The organism is Ruegeria sp. PrR005, from assembly GCF_010500245.1.
Classification (GTDB): domain Bacteria; phylum Pseudomonadota; class Alphaproteobacteria; order Rhodobacterales; family Rhodobacteraceae; genus Ruegeria_B; species Ruegeria_B marisflavi.
Genome location: NZ_JAAGOX010000001.1, coordinates 67249 through 83229, shown reverse-complemented (window position 1 = coordinate 83229; position 15981 = coordinate 67249). Strand labels below are relative to the sequence as shown.

The 15981-nt window shown below is 62.9% G+C and carries 14 protein-coding genes; 7 read left to right on the top strand and 7 right to left on the bottom strand.

Annotated elements, in window-relative coordinates; genetic code table 11:
- Nucleotides 1–5 precede the first annotated feature (5 nt).
- Nucleotides 6–1475 (top strand): carboxypeptidase M32, encoded by a 1470-nt coding sequence (locus tag G0P99_RS00395; protein WP_164126660.1) that lies wholly within the window; start codon nucleotides 6–8, stop codon nucleotides 1473–1475.
- Nucleotides 1476–1558: 83 nt separating this feature from the next.
- Nucleotides 1559–2023, top strand: coding sequence for an MAPEG family protein (locus tag G0P99_RS00390; RefSeq protein ID WP_164126659.1), 465 nt, complete (start codon nucleotides 1559–1561; stop codon nucleotides 2021–2023).
- On the opposite strand, the gene G0P99_RS00385 is transcribed toward G0P99_RS00390, so the two are convergent.
- Both G0P99_RS00385 and gyrA read right to left on the bottom strand, forming a co-directional pair.
- Complete coding sequence (locus G0P99_RS00385) at nucleotides 2020–2370, bottom strand: DUF6614 family protein (protein ID WP_164126657.1); 351 nt, start codon at nucleotides 2368–2370, stop codon at nucleotides 2020–2022. The two genes, G0P99_RS00390 and G0P99_RS00385, sit on opposite strands and share 4 nt — an antisense overlap.
- Nucleotides 2371–2487: 117 nt before the next feature.
- The gene (gene gyrA / locus G0P99_RS00380) at nucleotides 2488–5229 is read right to left on the bottom strand and encodes a DNA gyrase subunit A (RefSeq protein ID WP_164126655.1); all 2742 of its coding nucleotides are present in this window, start codon (nucleotides 5227–5229) and stop codon (nucleotides 2488–2490) included.
- 191 nt (nucleotides 5230–5420) lie between these two features.
- Here gyrA and G0P99_RS00375 point away from each other — a divergent pair, with 191 nt between their 5' ends.
- Entirely contained in the window at nucleotides 5421–5690 is a 270-nt protein-coding gene (locus G0P99_RS00375; protein ID WP_164126653.1) for an usg protein, read from the top strand.
- A 102-nt stretch (nucleotides 5691–5792) separates the two neighbouring features.
- Here G0P99_RS00375 and G0P99_RS00370 read toward each other — a convergent pair whose 3' ends face one another.
- Together G0P99_RS00370 and G0P99_RS00365 are read right to left on the bottom strand one after the other, a co-directional pair.
- Nucleotides 5793–6494: a glycoside hydrolase family 19 protein gene (locus tag G0P99_RS00370; protein ID WP_164126652.1), complete on the bottom strand. Its 702-nt coding sequence runs from the start codon at nucleotides 6492–6494 to the stop codon at nucleotides 5793–5795.
- A gap of 114 nt (nucleotides 6495–6608) precedes the next feature.
- On the bottom strand, nucleotides 6609–7562 hold the full coding sequence (locus G0P99_RS00365) for a radical SAM protein (RefSeq protein WP_164126650.1): 954 nt from the start codon (nucleotides 7560–7562) through the stop codon (nucleotides 6609–6611).
- A 158-nt stretch (nucleotides 7563–7720) separates the two neighbouring features.
- Here G0P99_RS00365 and zwf point away from each other — a divergent pair, with 158 nt between their 5' ends.
- From zwf to pgi, 3 genes are read left to right on the top strand one after another with little or no spacing between them, the layout of a single operon-like run.
- Entirely contained in the window at nucleotides 7721–9157 is a 1437-nt protein-coding gene (zwf, locus tag G0P99_RS00360) for a glucose-6-phosphate dehydrogenase (RefSeq protein WP_164126648.1), read from the top strand.
- A complete protein-coding gene (pgl, locus tag G0P99_RS00355; RefSeq protein ID WP_164126646.1) occupies nucleotides 9154–9825 on the top strand; it encodes a 6-phosphogluconolactonase in 672 nt (223 codons plus the stop codon). The genes zwf and pgl overlap by 4 nt, the downstream gene beginning before the upstream one ends.
- A 9-nt stretch (nucleotides 9826–9834) precedes the next feature.
- Entirely contained in the window at nucleotides 9835–11445 is a 1611-nt protein-coding gene (gene pgi / locus G0P99_RS00350) for a glucose-6-phosphate isomerase (protein WP_164126644.1), read from the top strand.
- Nucleotides 11446–11470: 25 nt separating this feature from the next.
- On the opposite strand, the gene G0P99_RS00345 is transcribed toward pgi, so the two are convergent.
- Together G0P99_RS00345 and G0P99_RS00340 are read right to left on the bottom strand one after the other, a co-directional pair.
- Entirely contained in the window at nucleotides 11471–12886 is a 1416-nt protein-coding gene (locus G0P99_RS00345) for a calcium-binding protein (RefSeq protein WP_164126642.1), read from the bottom strand.
- A 160-nt stretch (nucleotides 12887–13046) separates the two neighbouring features.
- Nucleotides 13047–13517 (bottom strand): acyl-CoA thioesterase, encoded by a 471-nt coding sequence (locus G0P99_RS00340; RefSeq protein ID WP_164126640.1) that lies wholly within the window; start codon nucleotides 13515–13517, stop codon nucleotides 13047–13049.
- 178 nt (nucleotides 13518–13695) lie between these two features.
- On the opposite strand from G0P99_RS00340, the gene G0P99_RS00335 reads away from it, so the two are divergent.
- The gene (locus tag G0P99_RS00335; RefSeq protein WP_164126638.1) at nucleotides 13696–15315 is read left to right on the top strand and encodes a long-chain-fatty-acid--CoA ligase; all 1620 of its coding nucleotides are present in this window, start codon (nucleotides 13696–13698) and stop codon (nucleotides 15313–15315) included.
- A 48-nt stretch (nucleotides 15316–15363) separates the two neighbouring features.
- Here G0P99_RS00335 and G0P99_RS00330 read toward each other — a convergent pair whose 3' ends face one another.
- On the bottom strand, nucleotides 15364–15780 hold the full coding sequence (locus tag G0P99_RS00330; RefSeq protein ID WP_164126636.1) for a hypothetical protein: 417 nt from the start codon (nucleotides 15778–15780) through the stop codon (nucleotides 15364–15366).
- Between the last annotated feature and the right edge of the window lie 201 nt (nucleotides 15781–15981).

Below are 15981 nucleotides of genomic sequence, written 5' to 3'. Positions count from 1 at the left end.
GAGCCATGACCGCATTTGACGATCTGATGACCTTTCAGCGCGAAACCTCGGCCCTGGGACAGGTGGCCGGGCGGCTGGGCTGGGATCAGGAAACCGTGATGCCGAAAGGTGCGGCACCGCAACGGGGCGAGGAAAAGGCGGCCATGGCCGCGATCCTGCACGCCCGCCGTTGCGATCCGCGAGTCGCCGAATGGCTGGCGGTGGTCGAGGCGCCCGATCCCATCGGCGCGGCTCAGCTGCGCGAGATCCGGCGTGCCTATGACCGGGCGACCAAGGTGCCCGCCGACCTGGCCCGGGCGCTTGCCCGGATCACCACGCGCGCGCATGGCATCTGGGCGCAGGCCCGCGCCGACGAGGAAGTGGCGGCCTTTCTGCCCGTGCTTGAGGAGGTGGTTGCGCTGCGTCGGCAAGAGGCGCAGGCGCTGGCCGACGACGGCGACCCCTATGACGCGCTGGTCGAGGATTACGAGCGCGCAACCACGGGCGCGCAAATCGCGGCGATCTTCGATGCGATGCGGCCGCGATTGGTGGCCTTGCGCGCTGCGGTCCTGGAACGTCCGGCCCCAAAGGCGCTGGAGGGCAGTTTCGACGAGACCCGGCAAATGAAGCTGAGCCGCCAATTGGCGCGCGCCTTTGGCTACGACATGCATCACGGGCGCGTGGACAAGGCGGTGCATCCGTTCAGCTCGGGGTCGGGTATGGATGTGCGCATCACCACGCGCACCAACCCGCTGGATCCGTTCAACTGCCTCTATTCCACCATCCACGAGGTCGGTCACGCCGCCTATGAGCAGAATATCAGCCGTGATTTCTTGTTGACCCCGCTGGGGCGGGGCGTCTCGATGGGGGTTCACGAAAGTCAGAGCCGGATCTATGAGAACCAGTTGGGTCGCAGCCGCGCCTTTACCGGCTGGATGTATGGCCAGATGCGTGACGCCTTTGGCGATTTCGGCATCGAGGGGCCGGATGCCTTTTATGCCACTGTAAACACCGTGCATCGGGGATACATCCGGACCGAGGCGGACGAGGTGCAGTACAACCTGCATGTCATGCTGCGGTTCGAATTGGAACGCGCGCTGATGTCGGGGGATCTGGCGGTTTGTGATCTGGAAGCCGCCTGGAATGACCGGTTCAAGGCCGATTTCGGCTATCCGGTCGACAAGCCATCGAACGGGTGTCTTCAGGATGTGCACTGGTCCGAGGGGCTGTTCGGTTATTTCCCGACCTATTCGCTGGGCAATGTCTATGCCGGCTGCCTTTACCAGGCGCTGCGGCAAGCGGTGCCGGATCTGGAGGATCAACTGGCCCTGGGCGATACCTCGGGTGCCACCGGCTGGCTGGCGGAAAACGTCCAGCGCCATGGCGGTTTGTATGAGCCGCGCGAAGTCATCGCACGGGCCAGTGGAATGGAACCCGGTCCCGAGCCGCTGCTCGACTATCTCGAAGCGAAGTTCGGCGCGCTTTACGGGCTTTGACCCAACAAATCATCGGGCGGCCGCCGGGACGACGGTGGCCGTGTCATTTCGTGCTATGCTGTTCCGATCGGAGGGACACGCCCATGGACGGAATCAACCTGAGCAACCCGGTCTTTGTGACCTATGCCATCGCCTCGGCACTTTTGGTGCTCAAGCTCATGGGGCAGGGCTGGATGACCATCTATCGCATGATGCGGGTGGATGGCGGATTTGTCAGCCCCGAGGACCTGCGAAAGACACCGCTGAACCCCAATCCGCGTCCGCAACAACTCGATACCGACGATTATGTCGACCGATCCCGGCGGATGCATCGGAACGATCTGGAAAACATTCCGGGGTTCTGGATGGCGGGTTTTCTCATGGTCATCGTTTCGCCGCCGCTCTGGCTGGCCCAATGCCTGATGTACGGTTTCGTTGCCGCACGGGCGGCCCATGCGGTGGCTTATGCCACAAAGCAGACCCACGACGTCCGGGCGACGTTCTATACGATCGGATCCCTGATCGTGATCTTCATGGCGCTTTATGTCCTTTGGGCGATTCTTTTCTAAAGCAGCGCCATGCGCTCGGCTCGCTCGGGATCGGGGAAGGAGCGGTAGAGGCCGAATTCCGACCGTGCGATCAGGGCACTGACAGCGCCGTAGAGCCGCTCGACCTCTTCGTCATGCTCGCCCAGCACCCGAAAGGCGCGGTCCAGCTGGGTCATGTCGTCAAACTCGATCTCCAGCAGGAAATCGCGGCAGCTGTCGGCGGCCAGGTTCAGCTTGCGCCGTAACAGCCGCCAAGAGCGGATCACGCCGCGCGCCCTCAGATACCCCATCCAGTGATCGACGGCGGCGGCAAAGGCCAGCGCCTTTGCCTCGTGTTTCAGATCTATCGCGCAGTGATAAAGGTTCATGGCCGGACCGTCCCCTGTGACCGTTCGGGCCAGATTGACGCGACAGCGATTGCCAACAGGTTAAAGGCAAAAGAAAAGGCGCGGTCTCCCGCGCCTTTTTCCGGCTTTTGGAGCATATTACTCCGCGCCGTCCTCTTCTTCGTCATTCTGTTCGGCGATACGAGCGACGCTGACCACTTCTTCGCCCGGTGCCGTGTTGAAGACACGCACGCCGCCTGCACTGCGAGAGCGAAACGAGATTCCGTCAACCGGAACCCGGATCGACTGCCCCCCCGAGGTGGCCAGCATGATCTGGTCATCCATCAGGACCGGGAAGGAGGCCGCCAGCGTGCCGCCTCGCGGGCCTGCCGAGATTGCCTTGACCCCCTGGCCACCGCGCCCACGCACCGGATAGTCATGCGAGGACGACAGCTTGCCCAGGCCGGTGACCGTGATGGTCAGGATCAGGTCCTGCGCATCCAGCATCTCCTGATACCGCTCGTCGGTCAGGACGCCGGCGCCTTCGACGGCATCCTCGTCTGCGTCTACAGCGTCTTCCTCCATCTCGGCGCCCAGAATGGTCCGGAACCGCTTGATGAACTCGGCGCGCTCCCAGGGTTCGGCGTCGAAATGACGGATAACAGACATCGACACCACCTTGTCGCCGTTCAGCAGGCGCACACCGCGAACCCCGGTGGAATCGCGGCCCTTGAACACACGCACCTCGGTGGTTGGAAAGCGTATGGCGCGGCCGGCATCGGTTACCAGCATGACATCGTCATCTTCGGAACAGATGCGCGCGTTCACCAGTTCCACGCCCTCGGGCAGCTTCATGGCGATCTTGCCGTTCCGCTTCACATTCGTGAAGTCACTCAATGCGTTACGGCGCACATCTCCAGCACTTGTGGCAAAGAAGATTTGCAGGTCGTCCCAGTGTTCCTCGTCCACATCCACCGGCATGATCGCGGCAATCGAAACCCCGGTCGGGATCGGCAGGATGTTGACGATGGCCTTGCCCTTGCCGGTACGCCCCGACTGCGGCAGGCGCCAGGTCTTGAGCTTGTAGACCATGCCGTCGGTGGTAAAGAACAGAAGCTGGGTATGCGTGTTGGCCACAAAGAGGGTGGTGACGACGTCCTCTTCCTTGGTTTGCATGCCGCTCAGCCCCTTGCCGCCGCGTTTCTGGGCGCGGAAATCGGCCAGCGGGGTGCGCTTGATGTAGCCGCCCGAAGTCACGGTCACCACCATGTCCTCGCGCTCGATCAAGTCCTCGTCGTCCAGATCACCGGCCCAGTCGACGATCTCGGTGCGGCGGGGCACGGCAAAAGCGTCTTTTACTTCGCGCAGCTCATCGGCGATGATGCCCATGATACGCTCGCGGGACCCCAGAATCTCAAGGTATTCCTTGATCTTGCCGGCCAGAACTTCCAGCTCGTCGGTGACTTCCTTGACGCCCAGCTGGGTCAGGCGCTGCAAGCGCAGGTCAAGGATGGCGCGGGCCTGTACCTCGGTCAGGTTATAGGTGCCGTCCTCGTTCATCCGCGACAACGGATCGTCGATCAGCCGCAGGTAACCGGCGATCTCGGCGGCGGGCCAACGGCGGGTCATCAGTTTCTCGCGCGCATCCGCCGCATCGGCCGAGGCGCGGATGGTCGCGACCACTTCGTCAACGTTGGAAACGGCGACCGCCAGGCCGCACAAGACATGGCTGCGCTCGCGCGCCTTGCGCAGGTCATAGGCGGTGCGACGTGCAACAACTTCCTCGCGGAAGTCTATGAAACTGGTGAGAAAACGCCTCAGCGTCAGCTGCTCGGGGCGGCCGCCGTTCAGTGCCAGCATGTTGCAGCCAAACGAAGTCTGCATCGGCGAAAAGCGATAAAGCTGGTTCAGCACCACCTCGGGCGTCGCGTCGCGTTTCAGTTCGACCACCACGCGCACGCCGTTGCGGTCGCTTTCATCCTGCACATGGGCGACGCCTTCGATGCGTTTCTCGCGAACCGCCTCGGCGATCTTTTCGATCATTGCGGCCTTGTTCACCTGATAGGGGATCTCGTCCACAATGATGGCATAGCGGTCCTTGCGCAGCTCCTCGACGCGGGTCTTGGCGCGGATGATGACGCTGCCGCGGCCCTCCAGATAGGCCTTGCGCGCGCCGGAGCGGCCCAGCATGACACCGCCGGTGGGGAAATCGGGGCCGGGCACGTAGTCGATCAGTTGTTCGCTGGTCAGGTCCGGATCGTCGATCAGCGCCAGCGTAGCATCGATCACTTCGCCCAGGTTATGGGGCGGAATATTGGTCGCCATGCCAACGGCGATGCCGCCCGCGCCATTGACCAGCATATTCGGAAACCGCGCCGGAAGAACCGTGGGCTCACGATCTTTGCCGTCGTAATTGTCTTGAAAATCAACAGTTTCCTTTTCGATGTCCGCCAGCATGAAGGCCGCCGGCTTGTCCATCCGAACCTCGGTGTAACGCATGGCGGCGGGGTTGTCGCCGTCCATCGAGCCGAAGTTGCCCTGGCCATCCAGCAGCGGCAGGGACATCGAGAAATCCTGGGCCATTCGGACGAGGGCGTCGTAGATCGCGCTGTCGCCGTGGGGGTGGTACTTACCCATGACGTCGCCGACGGGGCGGGCCGATTTGCGATAGGATTTGTCGTGGGTGTTGCCGGTTTCGTGCATCGCGTAGAGAATGCGCCGGTGCACCGGTTTCAACCCGTCGCGCAGATCGGGAATGGCACGGCTGACGATGACCGACATCGCATAATCGAGATACGATGTGCGCATCTCGGATTCGATAGAGACGGTCGGCCCCACATAGGCGCTGCGCGCTCGCGGTTTTTCGTCTTCGTTTTCAGGGGTTTCTGGCGTATCGCTCACGTAAACTGCCCGTTTCTTGTGCAGGTTCTATATATTGTGGGCGCATCTTAACAGACCCCGTACATAAGGTGCAATGCATGGAGCGAAATTAGGCTGGCAGCCACGGTGTCAAAGTGCCAACATGCTGTTTTTATGGATTTTTTATTAGAATCAGGCATCCTGAATGAACCGAGGGCAACTGGAGGTTCAAAATGGGCGCAACAGAAACCGAGCTGATGCTGAAGGGATATGGGCTGACGACGGCGGAATTCTTTTATCACATGCCGGACCATATCCATGTGCTGAATACCTTTGTCTGGCAGGATTACGACCTTGCACCAGATCATCCGAAACTGTTCGGCTTCATCGAATTCTGGCAGCGCGAGATCGACGGGCCGCTGCATTCGGTGCGGTTTACCCATCGCAAGATGATCTCTCCGGGGGAATGGCGCAACGTGGTGGGAGAGTTCCGGTTACACTGAATTGACCGTTTTGTACCGGGTCTAGAGTGGCAATTGACCGTTTTGTACACCGACAATCGCACCCGGATGGGCCGTACCCGGGTGTAATTCTGGCGGGTCCGGTCAATGCGGGTCGCGTTCAATCAGTTCATGTTGCGCGGCCAGATGTTCGGGCGACGGACGCAACGGGGGCAAGTCGCCGTCGCGCGTCAGGCTCTCGGTCGGGATCGTCTCGGCCTCGACCGCCCGTTCCAGCGCGTCGAGAAAGCGGGTGGCGTAGTCGGCGATCTCGTGGGCGCGGTCCAGCACGTTGACGGTGCGCCGCGCCTCGACAAAATCCTGGTGGGTCGCGTTGACGTAATGCGGCAGGCCGTGACCGTGGCCGTTGAAGTCTCCCGCCATCATGCCGCCAACCAGAACCTGGATCGCGACCTCGGCCCTGAGCGCGAGGTCGGGCTCTGCCACCAGAGGCACGCCAAGTTTCGCCTCTTGCCGTTCATAGTTGCGGTGCCATGTCAGCTGCACATAGCCGCGCCCGTAATAGGCATGGCCATGCGGCGGTACCGACTGGGCATAGGGTTTATGCGCCAGACGCGCGCGGGCCTGGGCATCGGAGTTGGCGAAGGTCTCGCGCACCGGGGCCATTTTCAGCCCCACCTCGGCGCGGACCGTGGCCAGGATATAGGCCAGTTGACCCAACGGATTGCCGGCATGGGCCTGATCCCAAAAGGCGAGAATGGCGTTGATATTGTCCACCGCGCTTTGCGACAGGCTGCCGCCGAAGATCGAGCGGCGGATATTGGAGTAAAAGACTGCGTGGTCCATGAAAATCATCCCTGAAAACAGAAAGATGACCGCGAAATACGGCGGTCGCAGGCCGGAAATGCGCGGCATGCGTGCGCAGTTTACCACATTTTCGCGCAAAAATCGCGCGCCTGATCAGGCCGAGCAGCTTGCCCCGCCCAGCACGCAGAACTTGGCGCAATGGGGGTGATTGAGATGCACGTCCGCCTCGGCCTGTTCCAGCGTTTCGCCCATCTCGAACTCGGGCGCATAGGGCAAGAGGGTGCAGGCCAGGACAACAGGGCGCGCGGCGCCCTTGCGCTTGACCACCATGCGCGAACTGGCGCACATCACCTGATCGGGATGCTTGCCCAGAATGTCCCAGCAGGCGGTGGTGATTTCGGGGACCTCGACGGTTTCATCCATTTCCGGGAAAAGAACGGTCTGACCAGGATCTTGCGCGTCGATATTGAAGCTGTTTTCACGATAGAGCGCAGCATATCCGGCGCGCGCCTCGGCCTCGCTCTCGCTCCAGACGGTGCGCCCGGCGACCGTCATCCGGACCCCGGCATCGCGCAGGAAACGCATGCCTTGCAAGGTGCGTTCGAAACTGGTCGCGCCGCGTTCGGCATCGTGCAGGGCGGCGGTGTGATGGTCGACCGAGACCCGCAGGGTGAGCCGGTCGCCGTATTCGGCAGCAAGCGCGCGCACGCCTTCGCGCATCTTTTTGCGCATCATCGGGCGCATCGCATTGGTGAGGATCAGCACCTCGTAGCCGCGCTCCAAAGCGGCGCGGGCCATGTCGAGGATCTGGGAGTTCATGAAAGGCTCGCCGCCGGTGAAGCCGATCTCGCGCACCGGCCAGCCACGGTCGGTGATCTGGTCGAGATAGCCGCGTACCTCGTCGGCGGTGATATAGGCCAGCGCGTCGTTCGTCGGGCTGGACAGGATATAGCAGTTGGCGCATTCGATATTGCACAGCGTTCCGGTATTGAACCACAGCGTTTCCGGGTGCGACAGGGCCACGCTGGCGCGGTCCTCGCCCTTGGCTGTCACGAATCTGTCCTGAAACTTGCCTATGTTGGCGGTCTGGTACGCCTGATCTTTCATCTTGCCTGCCTGCTTGCGGTGCCGCTTTTCATCTAGCCCAAGCTGCAGGAAAAGATAAAGTCGGGACAATGACTTTGACGGGTTTGTGATGCAGGGAGAGCAAGGTTATGTTTGCGCTAACAGTAGACAGGACGGCGGCGGGGCGGTAAGGACGGGCCATGGTATCGCGCGTCATTCCTGTCGACCCGTTCGACCTGGTGGTTTTTGGCGGCACGGGCGATCTTGCCCGGCGCAAGATCATGCCTGCGCTGTTCCGGCGCTGTGCGGCGGGGCAGATCCCCGACGGCGCGCGGATCATCGGGGTGGCCCGGCACGGGCACGACGCCGAATCTTACCGGGCACTGATCGCCGAGAGCCTGCGCGGCGAGGGGGCCGATCCCTGTCATCTGGAAGGGTTCTTGCGGCGGCTGGAATACCAGTCGCTGGACGCCACCCGGTCCGAGGGCTGGGACGGGCTGGGCATTGGTATGGGGCAGGGTGTGCGGGCGTTCTATTTCTCGGTCAGCCCCGACCTGTTCGGGGCGCTGGCGGAGCGATTGCACGCGCATGGGCTGGTGACACCCGAGGCGCGCATCGTGGTCGAGAAACCCTTTGGCCATGACCTGGAGAGTGCGCGGGCGCTGAACCGGGTGCTGGCGGCGCATTTCCGCGAGGACCAGATCTATCGCATCGACCATTACCTGGGCAAGGAAACGGTGCAGAACCTGATGGCGGTGCGGTTCGGCAACATGCTGTTCGAGCCGCTGTGGAACAGCCAGTACGTTGACCATATCCAGATCACCGTGGCCGAAAGCGTGGGCGTGGGGGCGCGGGGCGCCTATTACGATCATGCCGGCGCGATGCGGGATATGATGCAGAACCACCTGATGCAGCTCTTGTGTCTGATCGCGATGGAGCCGCCCGCCAAGTTCGACCCCGATGCGGTGCGAGACGAAAAGCTGAAGGTGATCCGGGCGCTGGACGCGGTCAAGCCGCACCATATCGTGCGCGGACAATATGCCGATGGCGAGGGCTGTGGCTATCGCGCCGAGGTGGGCGATCCGCGGACGACGACGGAAACCTATGTGGCGCTGAGGGCGCATATCAGCAACTGGCGGTGGGCGGGCACGCCGTTTTACCTGCGCACCGGCAAGCGGCTGGTGGCGCGGTCCTCGGTCATCAACGTGATGTTCAAGGACGCGCCGCATTCGATCTTTGGCGAGGAGGCGGGGCGTCATGCCAATGTGCTGTCGATCCGGTTGCAGCCGAACGAGGGCATCACGCTGAAGGTGACGATCAAGGAGCCGGGGCCGGGCGGCATGCGGCTGGTCGATGTGCCGCTGGACATGAGCTTTGCCAAGGCGCTGGGGCCGGAGAACCAGAACCCGCCCGATGCCTATGAACGCTTGATCATGGATGTGATCCGGGGCAATCAGACCCTGTTCATGCGCGGTGACGAGGTCGAGGCCGCCTGGGCCTGGACCGATCCGATCATCGCCGGATGGCAGGCGCGGGGCGATGTGCCCAAACCCTATGAGTGTGGCAGCACCGGGCCGGGCGACGCCGAGCTGCTGATGAAACGTGACGGTCGCCGCTGGCAGGGGATAAATCCATGAACATACTCGACTATCCTGATCGCGAGATGCTGGCCATCGACCTTGCCAATCACCTGGCCGGTGAGCTGGAAGCGGCGCTGCTGACCCATGAGACGGTGACGATGGCGGTGCCGGGCGGCACCACGCCGGGGCCGGTATACGACAGCCTGTGCGCGGCGGATGTGGACTGGCACCGGGTGATCGTGCTGCCGACCGACGAACGCTGTGTGCCGCAGACGGACATGCGGTCGAACGCGCGGCTGATCGGTGAGCGGTTGCTGGTGAACCGGGCCAGCGCGGCGCGGTTCCTGCCGCTCTATGTCGAAGGGGCCGAGCCCGAGGATTGCCTGGCCGAGATCGAGGCGACCTTGGTGCCGAACCTGCCGATCTCGGTTCTGGTGCTGGGCATGGGGGCCGATATGCACACCGCCTCGCTGTTTCCGGGCATGCCGGGGCTGGAGGCGGCGCTGGATGGCGATGCGCCCGCATTGGCGGTGGCGCGGCCCCAGACCCAGCCAGAGGCACGGATCACGCTGACCGGGCCGGTTCTGGACGGGGCCTTGTCGAAACATCTGATCATCTATGGCGAGGCCAAGCGCGCGGCGCTGGAACGCGCCATTTCGATGCCACCCGAGGAGGCGCCGATTGCGGCAGTTCTGGACGGAATAACAATACATTGGGCTGAATAGGTAATTTTCATGTTTCACGATTTGAACGCATTGCACGCCGGTCTGGGCGGGCGCCGGATTGTTGACCTTTTTGCAGGCGATCCTGACCGCGCGGCGGGGTTCTCGGTTCGCGCGGGCGAGATGCTGCTGGATTACTCCAAGACGCAAGTGGACGCGGAGGTGCGCACTGCGCTGGTGGCGCTGTGCGACCGGGCCGGGCTGGCCGCGCGTCGCGACGCGATGTTTTCTGGCGCCCCGATCAACGAGACCGAGGGGCGCGCGGTGCTGCACACCGCGCTGCGCAACCTCGACGGTGGACCGGTGCGGGTGGACGGTGCCGATGTGATGCCCGAGGTGCGGGCGACGCTGGACCGGATGCGCGAGTTTGCGGGCGCGGTGCGGTCGGGCCGGATCGCGGGCGCGGGCGGCGGTTTTACCGATGTGGTCAATATCGGCATCGGCGGCTCGGACCTGGGACCGGCAATGGCGGTGCTGGCGCTGGCGCCCTATCACGACGGGCCGCGCTGCCATTTCGTGTCGAATGTGGACGGGGCGCATGTTGCCGACACATTGCGCGGGCTCGATCCGGCGCGAACGCTGGTGATTGTCGCTTCGAAGACATTCACGACCATCGAGACGATGACCAATGCGCGCACGGCGCGCGACTGGATGGTGGCGGGCGGTGGCGATCCGGCGCGGCAGTTCGCGGCCGTGTCGACGGCCGAGGACCGGACCGCCGAATTTGGCATACCGTCAGGCCATGTCTTTGGCTTCGCCGATTGGGTCGGCGGGCGCTATTCGATGTGGGGGCCGATCGGGCTGAGCCTGATGCTGGCGGTGGGGCCCGAGGATTTCGACGCCTTCCTGCGCGGCGGGCAGGAGATGGACCTGCATTTCAAGACCGCGCCCTGGGCCCAGAACATGCCGGTGATGCTGGCGCTGGTGGGGATCTGGCATCATCAGGTCTGCGGTTATCCCAGCCGGGCGGTGCTGCCTTATGATCAGCGGCTGGCGAGGCTGCCGGCCTATTTCCAGCAGCTGGAAATGGAATCGAACGGCAAGTCGGTGGCGATGGATGGCACACTGCTGGCGCAGGCGGCAGGGCCTATTGTCTGGGGCGAGCCGGGCACCAATGGGCAGCACGCGTTTTACCAGCTGATCCATCAGGGCAAACAGGTGGTGCCCTGCGAATTCATGCTGGCGGCGCGGGGGCATGAGCCCGAGCTGGCGCATCATCACCGGCTGCTGGTGGCCAATTGCCTGGCGCAATCCGAGGCGCTGATGCGCGGCCGTCCGCTGGAGGCGGCGCGCCGGATCGTGTCGGACAAAGGGTTTGAGGGTGCCGAACTGGAACGGCAGGCGCGGCACCGGGTGTTCGAGGGCAACCGCCCGTCCACCACGCTGGTCTATCCGAAACTGACGCCCGGAGTTCTGGGCGCGATCATCGCGCTTTACGAACACCGGGTCTTTGTCGAAGGGGTGATCATGGGCATCAACTCGTTCGACCAGTGGGGGGTGGAACTGGGCAAGGAACTGGCCACTTCGCTGGGCCCCATCGTGGATGGGAGCGAAGGCGCCGAGGGCAAGGACGGCTCGACCGCGGCGCTGGTCGATTTTGTGCACAGAAACGCGGGTGGCTGACGCCCGCGCCCGCGTTTAGAGCGTCTCAGACCTCGATCGTCAGGATATCGCGGCCCGAGGCATCGGCCGGGAATTCGATGACGATCCGGTCGATCTGCTCGGCATTGGCGAATTCGATCCATTTTTGGCCCGGGGTAGCGCCGGGCCCGGCATATTCGACAGCCAGTTCGACCAGAACCCGGGTGCCGTCGCTGCCGGTGCGGTAGGTGGTGAGGATGTCGATGTCGTCGCGGCTGAACATCTCGCCGTCGAGGAGGAGGACATCGCCTTCGTCCGCGTTGTAATCGTGCAGGACAGTTGTGCTGTGGCCGGGAGACGCTACGAAGAAGCGGTCGGCGCCAGCACCGCCCCAGACATTGTCGCGACCCCGGCCGCCATAGAGGAAATCGTTGCCCGCGCCGCCGAACAGGAAATCATCGTCCATGCCGCCCGAGATCACGTCATCGCCGGCGCCGCCAGCGATGGTATCACCGCCAAAGCCGCCGCTGAGCGTGTCATTGCCATCCATCCCGTGAATATAGTCGGCGAAGTTGATCTCTGGCCAATACGCTCTTTCGTGCGACACGACCTGGTCGTCGCCAGCGCCGCCAATCACCGTATCGGCAGCGTTGCCATGGCTGATCAGGTCATTGCCGTCGCCGCCATTCAGGATGGCCCCGCGGGTCGCCGGAGCGGAAATGACGGCGCCATCCAAGACGTCATCGCCAGCGAGTCCCAGCAGGCGTCCGCCCTGGCTTTGCAGGTACAGATGGTCATTCTCCTCGGTGCCCGTCTGGGGCACGCGCAACCGGTCGTCTTGGACCAGGGCACCGTCCACCAGACCGAATTGCCAGACGCCGTCGACCCCGGTGTTCCCGGGGCGGTCATCGAGTTGATCCTGCCCGTCTTGCGAGTTGCCGTGCCAGATGAAACTGGAAAGGCCATCCGAGGAAATGAGGCCCATTTCGAATGATACGGTTAATAACGTGAGGAGATCCTGGATATTTTCGTATCGAAAGATGATCTCGGCATCGCCCGCGCCCCGGTCGATCAGTTCCAGCTGGAACACCTGCGGCGCCGAGGCATCGCGCTTTTCGGGACTGACCCCCCGCCAGGTCACCACAACCGAATCCCGCTCGGTGTTCAGGTCGAGAAAGACACCCAGATTGTCGAGGCCGGGGCCTTCCTCGAAGTCCAGCTGTTCGTAAAATGGTGTGATGGTCGGCGCGCCGTTGTCAAGAATTGCGCTGGACCCATCGAATGAAATGCCGCCATCCATGTGGGCGGCGATGAAGGTTTCGGTCGAATTGCCAAAGCGGAACCCGTCTTCGAAGATCGGCGTGATATCGAAATAGGCGCTGGTGCCGTAATAAGCCGGTAGCGGGTCCCGGTGCTGAATGATGCGTTCGCCCAGGGGCAGAAGAGAATTGTCGGAAACCGAAGAGAACTCCAAAGATGGCATTGGGGTGTCCCGGAGTTAGATATTAAACGGAATTACCCAATTATTTCCCGCAATGGTTACAGGGTCAATGATCGATGCTATTTTAGGTAGAATTTAATGAACGAGTTTCGGTCGGAGTTTTTCAGGCTATGGTGCGCGCCTGTAACGCTCTGAGCGGTCGCTAACCCGGTTGCGCGCCATCGCGGCGGATGAACTGTTCTGTCAGGCGGGCAGGCAGGGGGTATTTGCCCGAGCCGTCGGGCATCATCGCCACCATCACCGCCTCAAGCCGGGCGCGCAGGTCGCCGGACCAGAGCTGCTGCTCCATGGTGAAAGAGGACTGGCGAAAGCCGGTGACGCGGGCGGTGACGATGTAATCCTCGTCCTGCACCATTTCGCGGACGTAATGCAGGTTGGCGTTGCGGATCACGATCCGGGGTTCCGGCCCGTCGAAGAACGGCCGGCAGAAGTTGTTCACATAGGCCACGCGCAGGGTTTCGAACCACTCGACATAGGCCTTGTTGTTGACGTGGTTGAGGATGTCGAGCTCGGCAAAGCGCACCCGGTCGGCCAGCGCCAGCGGTTGCGGGGCGGTCAGGCCGTGGGCCCGTTGTTCCTGCGCGGAAAGCGGTGTGTGATATCGAAGTTGCATGACATCGGGCTAACTGTCGTGGCGGCACATGACAAGCGGGATATTGTCATGGCCTGCCGGTCTTGGCAGGGTGCCAGCGAGGGACGGGTCGGGGCGGCGCATGCGCGCCGCGATCTTGTGAACAATGGGAGGCTCTGCCACCGGTAGCCGGTGCGCGGAGCAAAGAGAGGAGATGTCCATGTTCGGACAGATGATGACGCAGCCGCTGGTGATTTCGTCTTTGATCGACCATGCCGCACGCTATCACCGGGAGACACCGATCTGGTCGGTGAACACCGGCGGCGGGATCGAGGAGACGAGCTGGGCCGGGATCGCGGCCAATGCGCGGCGCATGGGCTCGGCCCTGACGCGGCTGGGGCTGGCGCCGCAGGCGCGGGTGGCGACGCTGGCCTGGAACAACCGGCGTCATCTGGAACTTTATTACGGGGTGTCGGGGGCAGGGTTCGTGCTGCACACGATCAACCCGCGCCTGTTCCCCGAGCAGCTGATCTATATCATCAACCATGCCGAGGATAAGGTCATCTTTTTCGATGCCACCTTTGTGCCGCTGATCGCGGGCATCCGCGAGCATCTGGTCGGGGTCGAGCATCTGGTGCTGATGGGGCCGCGCGATGATGCGGCCGCGGCGGCGATTCCAGGGCTGGAGTTCTTTGACGAGCTGATCGAGACGGGCGATGCCGGGTTCGACTGGCCGGAGCTGGACGAGCGCACCGCGTCGAGCCTGTGCTATACCTCGGGCACCACCGGACATCCCAAGGGCGTGCTTTATTCGCATCGCTCGACCATGCTGCACAGTTTCGGCTCGAACACGCCCGACTGTATCGGCTTCTCGGCTGCTGATGTGGTGCTGCCGGTGGTGCCGATGTTCCATGTCAACGCCTGGGGCACGCCCTATGCCTGCGCCATGGTGGGCGCCAGCATGGTGCTGCCGGGGCCGGACCTACATGGCGATGCGCTGGTGGGGCTGATCGACACCTATGACGTCACCATTGCGCTGGGGGTTCCGACGATCTGGCAGGGGCTGTTGACGGTGGCCAAGGCCAAGGGCAGCAGGCTGGAGAGCCTGACGCGCACAGTGATCGGCGGTTCGGCCTGCCCGCCGTCGATGATCGCCACCTTCCGCGACGTTTATGGCGTGGATACGATCCATGCCTGGGGCATGTCCGAGATGAGCCCGCTGGGCACCACCAACCAGCCATTGGCCAAACACCGGGCGCTGCCGGTCGAGGCGCAGCACAAGCTGCGCGAGAACCAGGGGCGGCCGCCCTATGGGGTCGAGCTGAAGATCGTCGATGACGATGGCAACACGCTGCCCAATGACGGGGTGACGCAGGGCGATCTGATGGTGCGCGGGCATTGGGTGCTGGACGGGTATTTCCAGATGCAGGACACGGCCGTCTTGCAGGACGGCTGGTTTGCCACCGGCGATGTGGCGACGCTGGACCCCGATGGATACATGACCATCCGCGACCGGTCCAAGGACATCATCAAGTCGGGTGGCGAATGGATCAGCTCGGTCGAGCTGGAGAATATCGCCGTGGCCCATCCCAAGCTGGCCACCGCCGCCGTGGTCGGTGTGCCGCATCCCAAATGGGACGAACGCCCGCTCTTGGTGGCGGTCAAGGCCGAGGGCGAAGACCCCAGCGAAGAGGAGCTGCTGGAGTTTTTCGACGGCAAGATCGCCAAATGGCAGGTGCCGGACAGGGCGGTATTTGTCGACGCGCTGCCGCTGAACGCCACGGGCAAGGTGCTGAAACGCACCCTGCGTGACCAGTTCAAGGATGCGCTGACCGGTTAACGCCCCTGCCCGGGCAGGTCCCGGGCATGGGCAGACACGGCAGGTTTCTTATTCCCAGGAGCGTTTGGGCTTTGCCGGGGCGGGTGCAGTGTTGACCGGCGTTTCGGCGGGCAGGGCACAGCCCTTCTCCCGCATCTTGGCGGTGATCGCGTCGTAGTTGCCCTTGGCCGACGACAGGGCAGTGGCGTTGTCCTTGGTCGCGGCAAGCCCGATGGCCGCGGGCCAGAACAGGACCAGGGCCACTCCGGTCAGGACGGCGTCTGTTGTGGCGGCCTCTTTCTGGTCCTGGGTCAGCTGGTTCACGCGGCTGACAATCTCGTTGCGCTCCTCCATCAGTTTTGCGCAGGAGCGTCCGTCATAGGTATTGGGGCTGACATAGCTGCTGGCCACCTGGTTGGGGGATTGGGCGCAGCCCGCGAGCAGAGCGCCGATGGCCAGAAAACCCGGGAGTTTTTTGTTTTTCATTTTCTATTCCGTAACTTGCGTTGTCTTGCAACAAGATAGGGGCATAGATTGGTGAACAAGTTAAAGCAACCGGGGGTTCATTGAGAAATTTAACATGCAATTATTTGAGAGATTAATGTTTCTGTTTTCGAGCGTCCGATGGTTTGCCCGCAAAGGTCAGACGGGTCGCCTTGGGTAAAGGTGCAGGCGCCCGGATGGCCG

Excerpts from the sequence above, each read along its gene's own strand:
- G0P99_RS00395 (WP_164126660.1), top strand. The coding sequence starts at position 6 with ATGACCGCATTTGACGATCTGATGACCTTTCAGCGCGAAACCTCGGCC.
- G0P99_RS00390 (WP_164126659.1), top strand. The coding sequence starts at position 1,559 with ATGGACGGAATCAACCTGAGCAACCCGGTCTTTGTGACCTATGCCATC.
- G0P99_RS00385 (WP_164126657.1), bottom strand. The coding sequence starts at position 2,370 with ATGAACCTTTATCACTGCGCGATAGATCTGAAACACGAGGCAAAGGCG.
- G0P99_RS00375 (WP_164126653.1), top strand. The coding sequence starts at position 5,421 with ATGGGCGCAACAGAAACCGAGCTGATGCTGAAGGGATATGGGCTGACG.
- G0P99_RS00370 (WP_164126652.1), bottom strand. The coding sequence starts at position 6,494 with ATGGACCACGCAGTCTTTTACTCCAATATCCGCCGCTCGATCTTCGGC.
- G0P99_RS00365 (WP_164126650.1), bottom strand. The coding sequence starts at position 7,562 with ATGAAAGATCAGGCGTACCAGACCGCCAACATAGGCAAGTTTCAGGAC.
- zwf (WP_164126648.1), top strand. The coding sequence starts at position 7,721 with ATGGTATCGCGCGTCATTCCTGTCGACCCGTTCGACCTGGTGGTTTTT.
- pgl (WP_164126646.1), top strand. The coding sequence starts at position 9,154 with ATGAACATACTCGACTATCCTGATCGCGAGATGCTGGCCATCGACCTT.
- pgi (WP_164126644.1), top strand. The coding sequence starts at position 9,835 with ATGTTTCACGATTTGAACGCATTGCACGCCGGTCTGGGCGGGCGCCGG.
- G0P99_RS00345 (WP_164126642.1), bottom strand. The coding sequence starts at position 12,886 with ATGCCATCTTTGGAGTTCTCTTCGGTTTCCGACAATTCTCTTCTGCCC.
- G0P99_RS00340 (WP_164126640.1), bottom strand. The coding sequence starts at position 13,517 with ATGCAACTTCGATATCACACACCGCTTTCCGCGCAGGAACAACGGGCC.
- G0P99_RS00335 (WP_164126638.1), top strand. The coding sequence starts at position 13,696 with ATGTTCGGACAGATGATGACGCAGCCGCTGGTGATTTCGTCTTTGATC.
- G0P99_RS00330 (WP_164126636.1), bottom strand. The coding sequence starts at position 15,780 with ATGAAAAACAAAAAACTCCCGGGTTTTCTGGCCATCGGCGCTCTGCTC.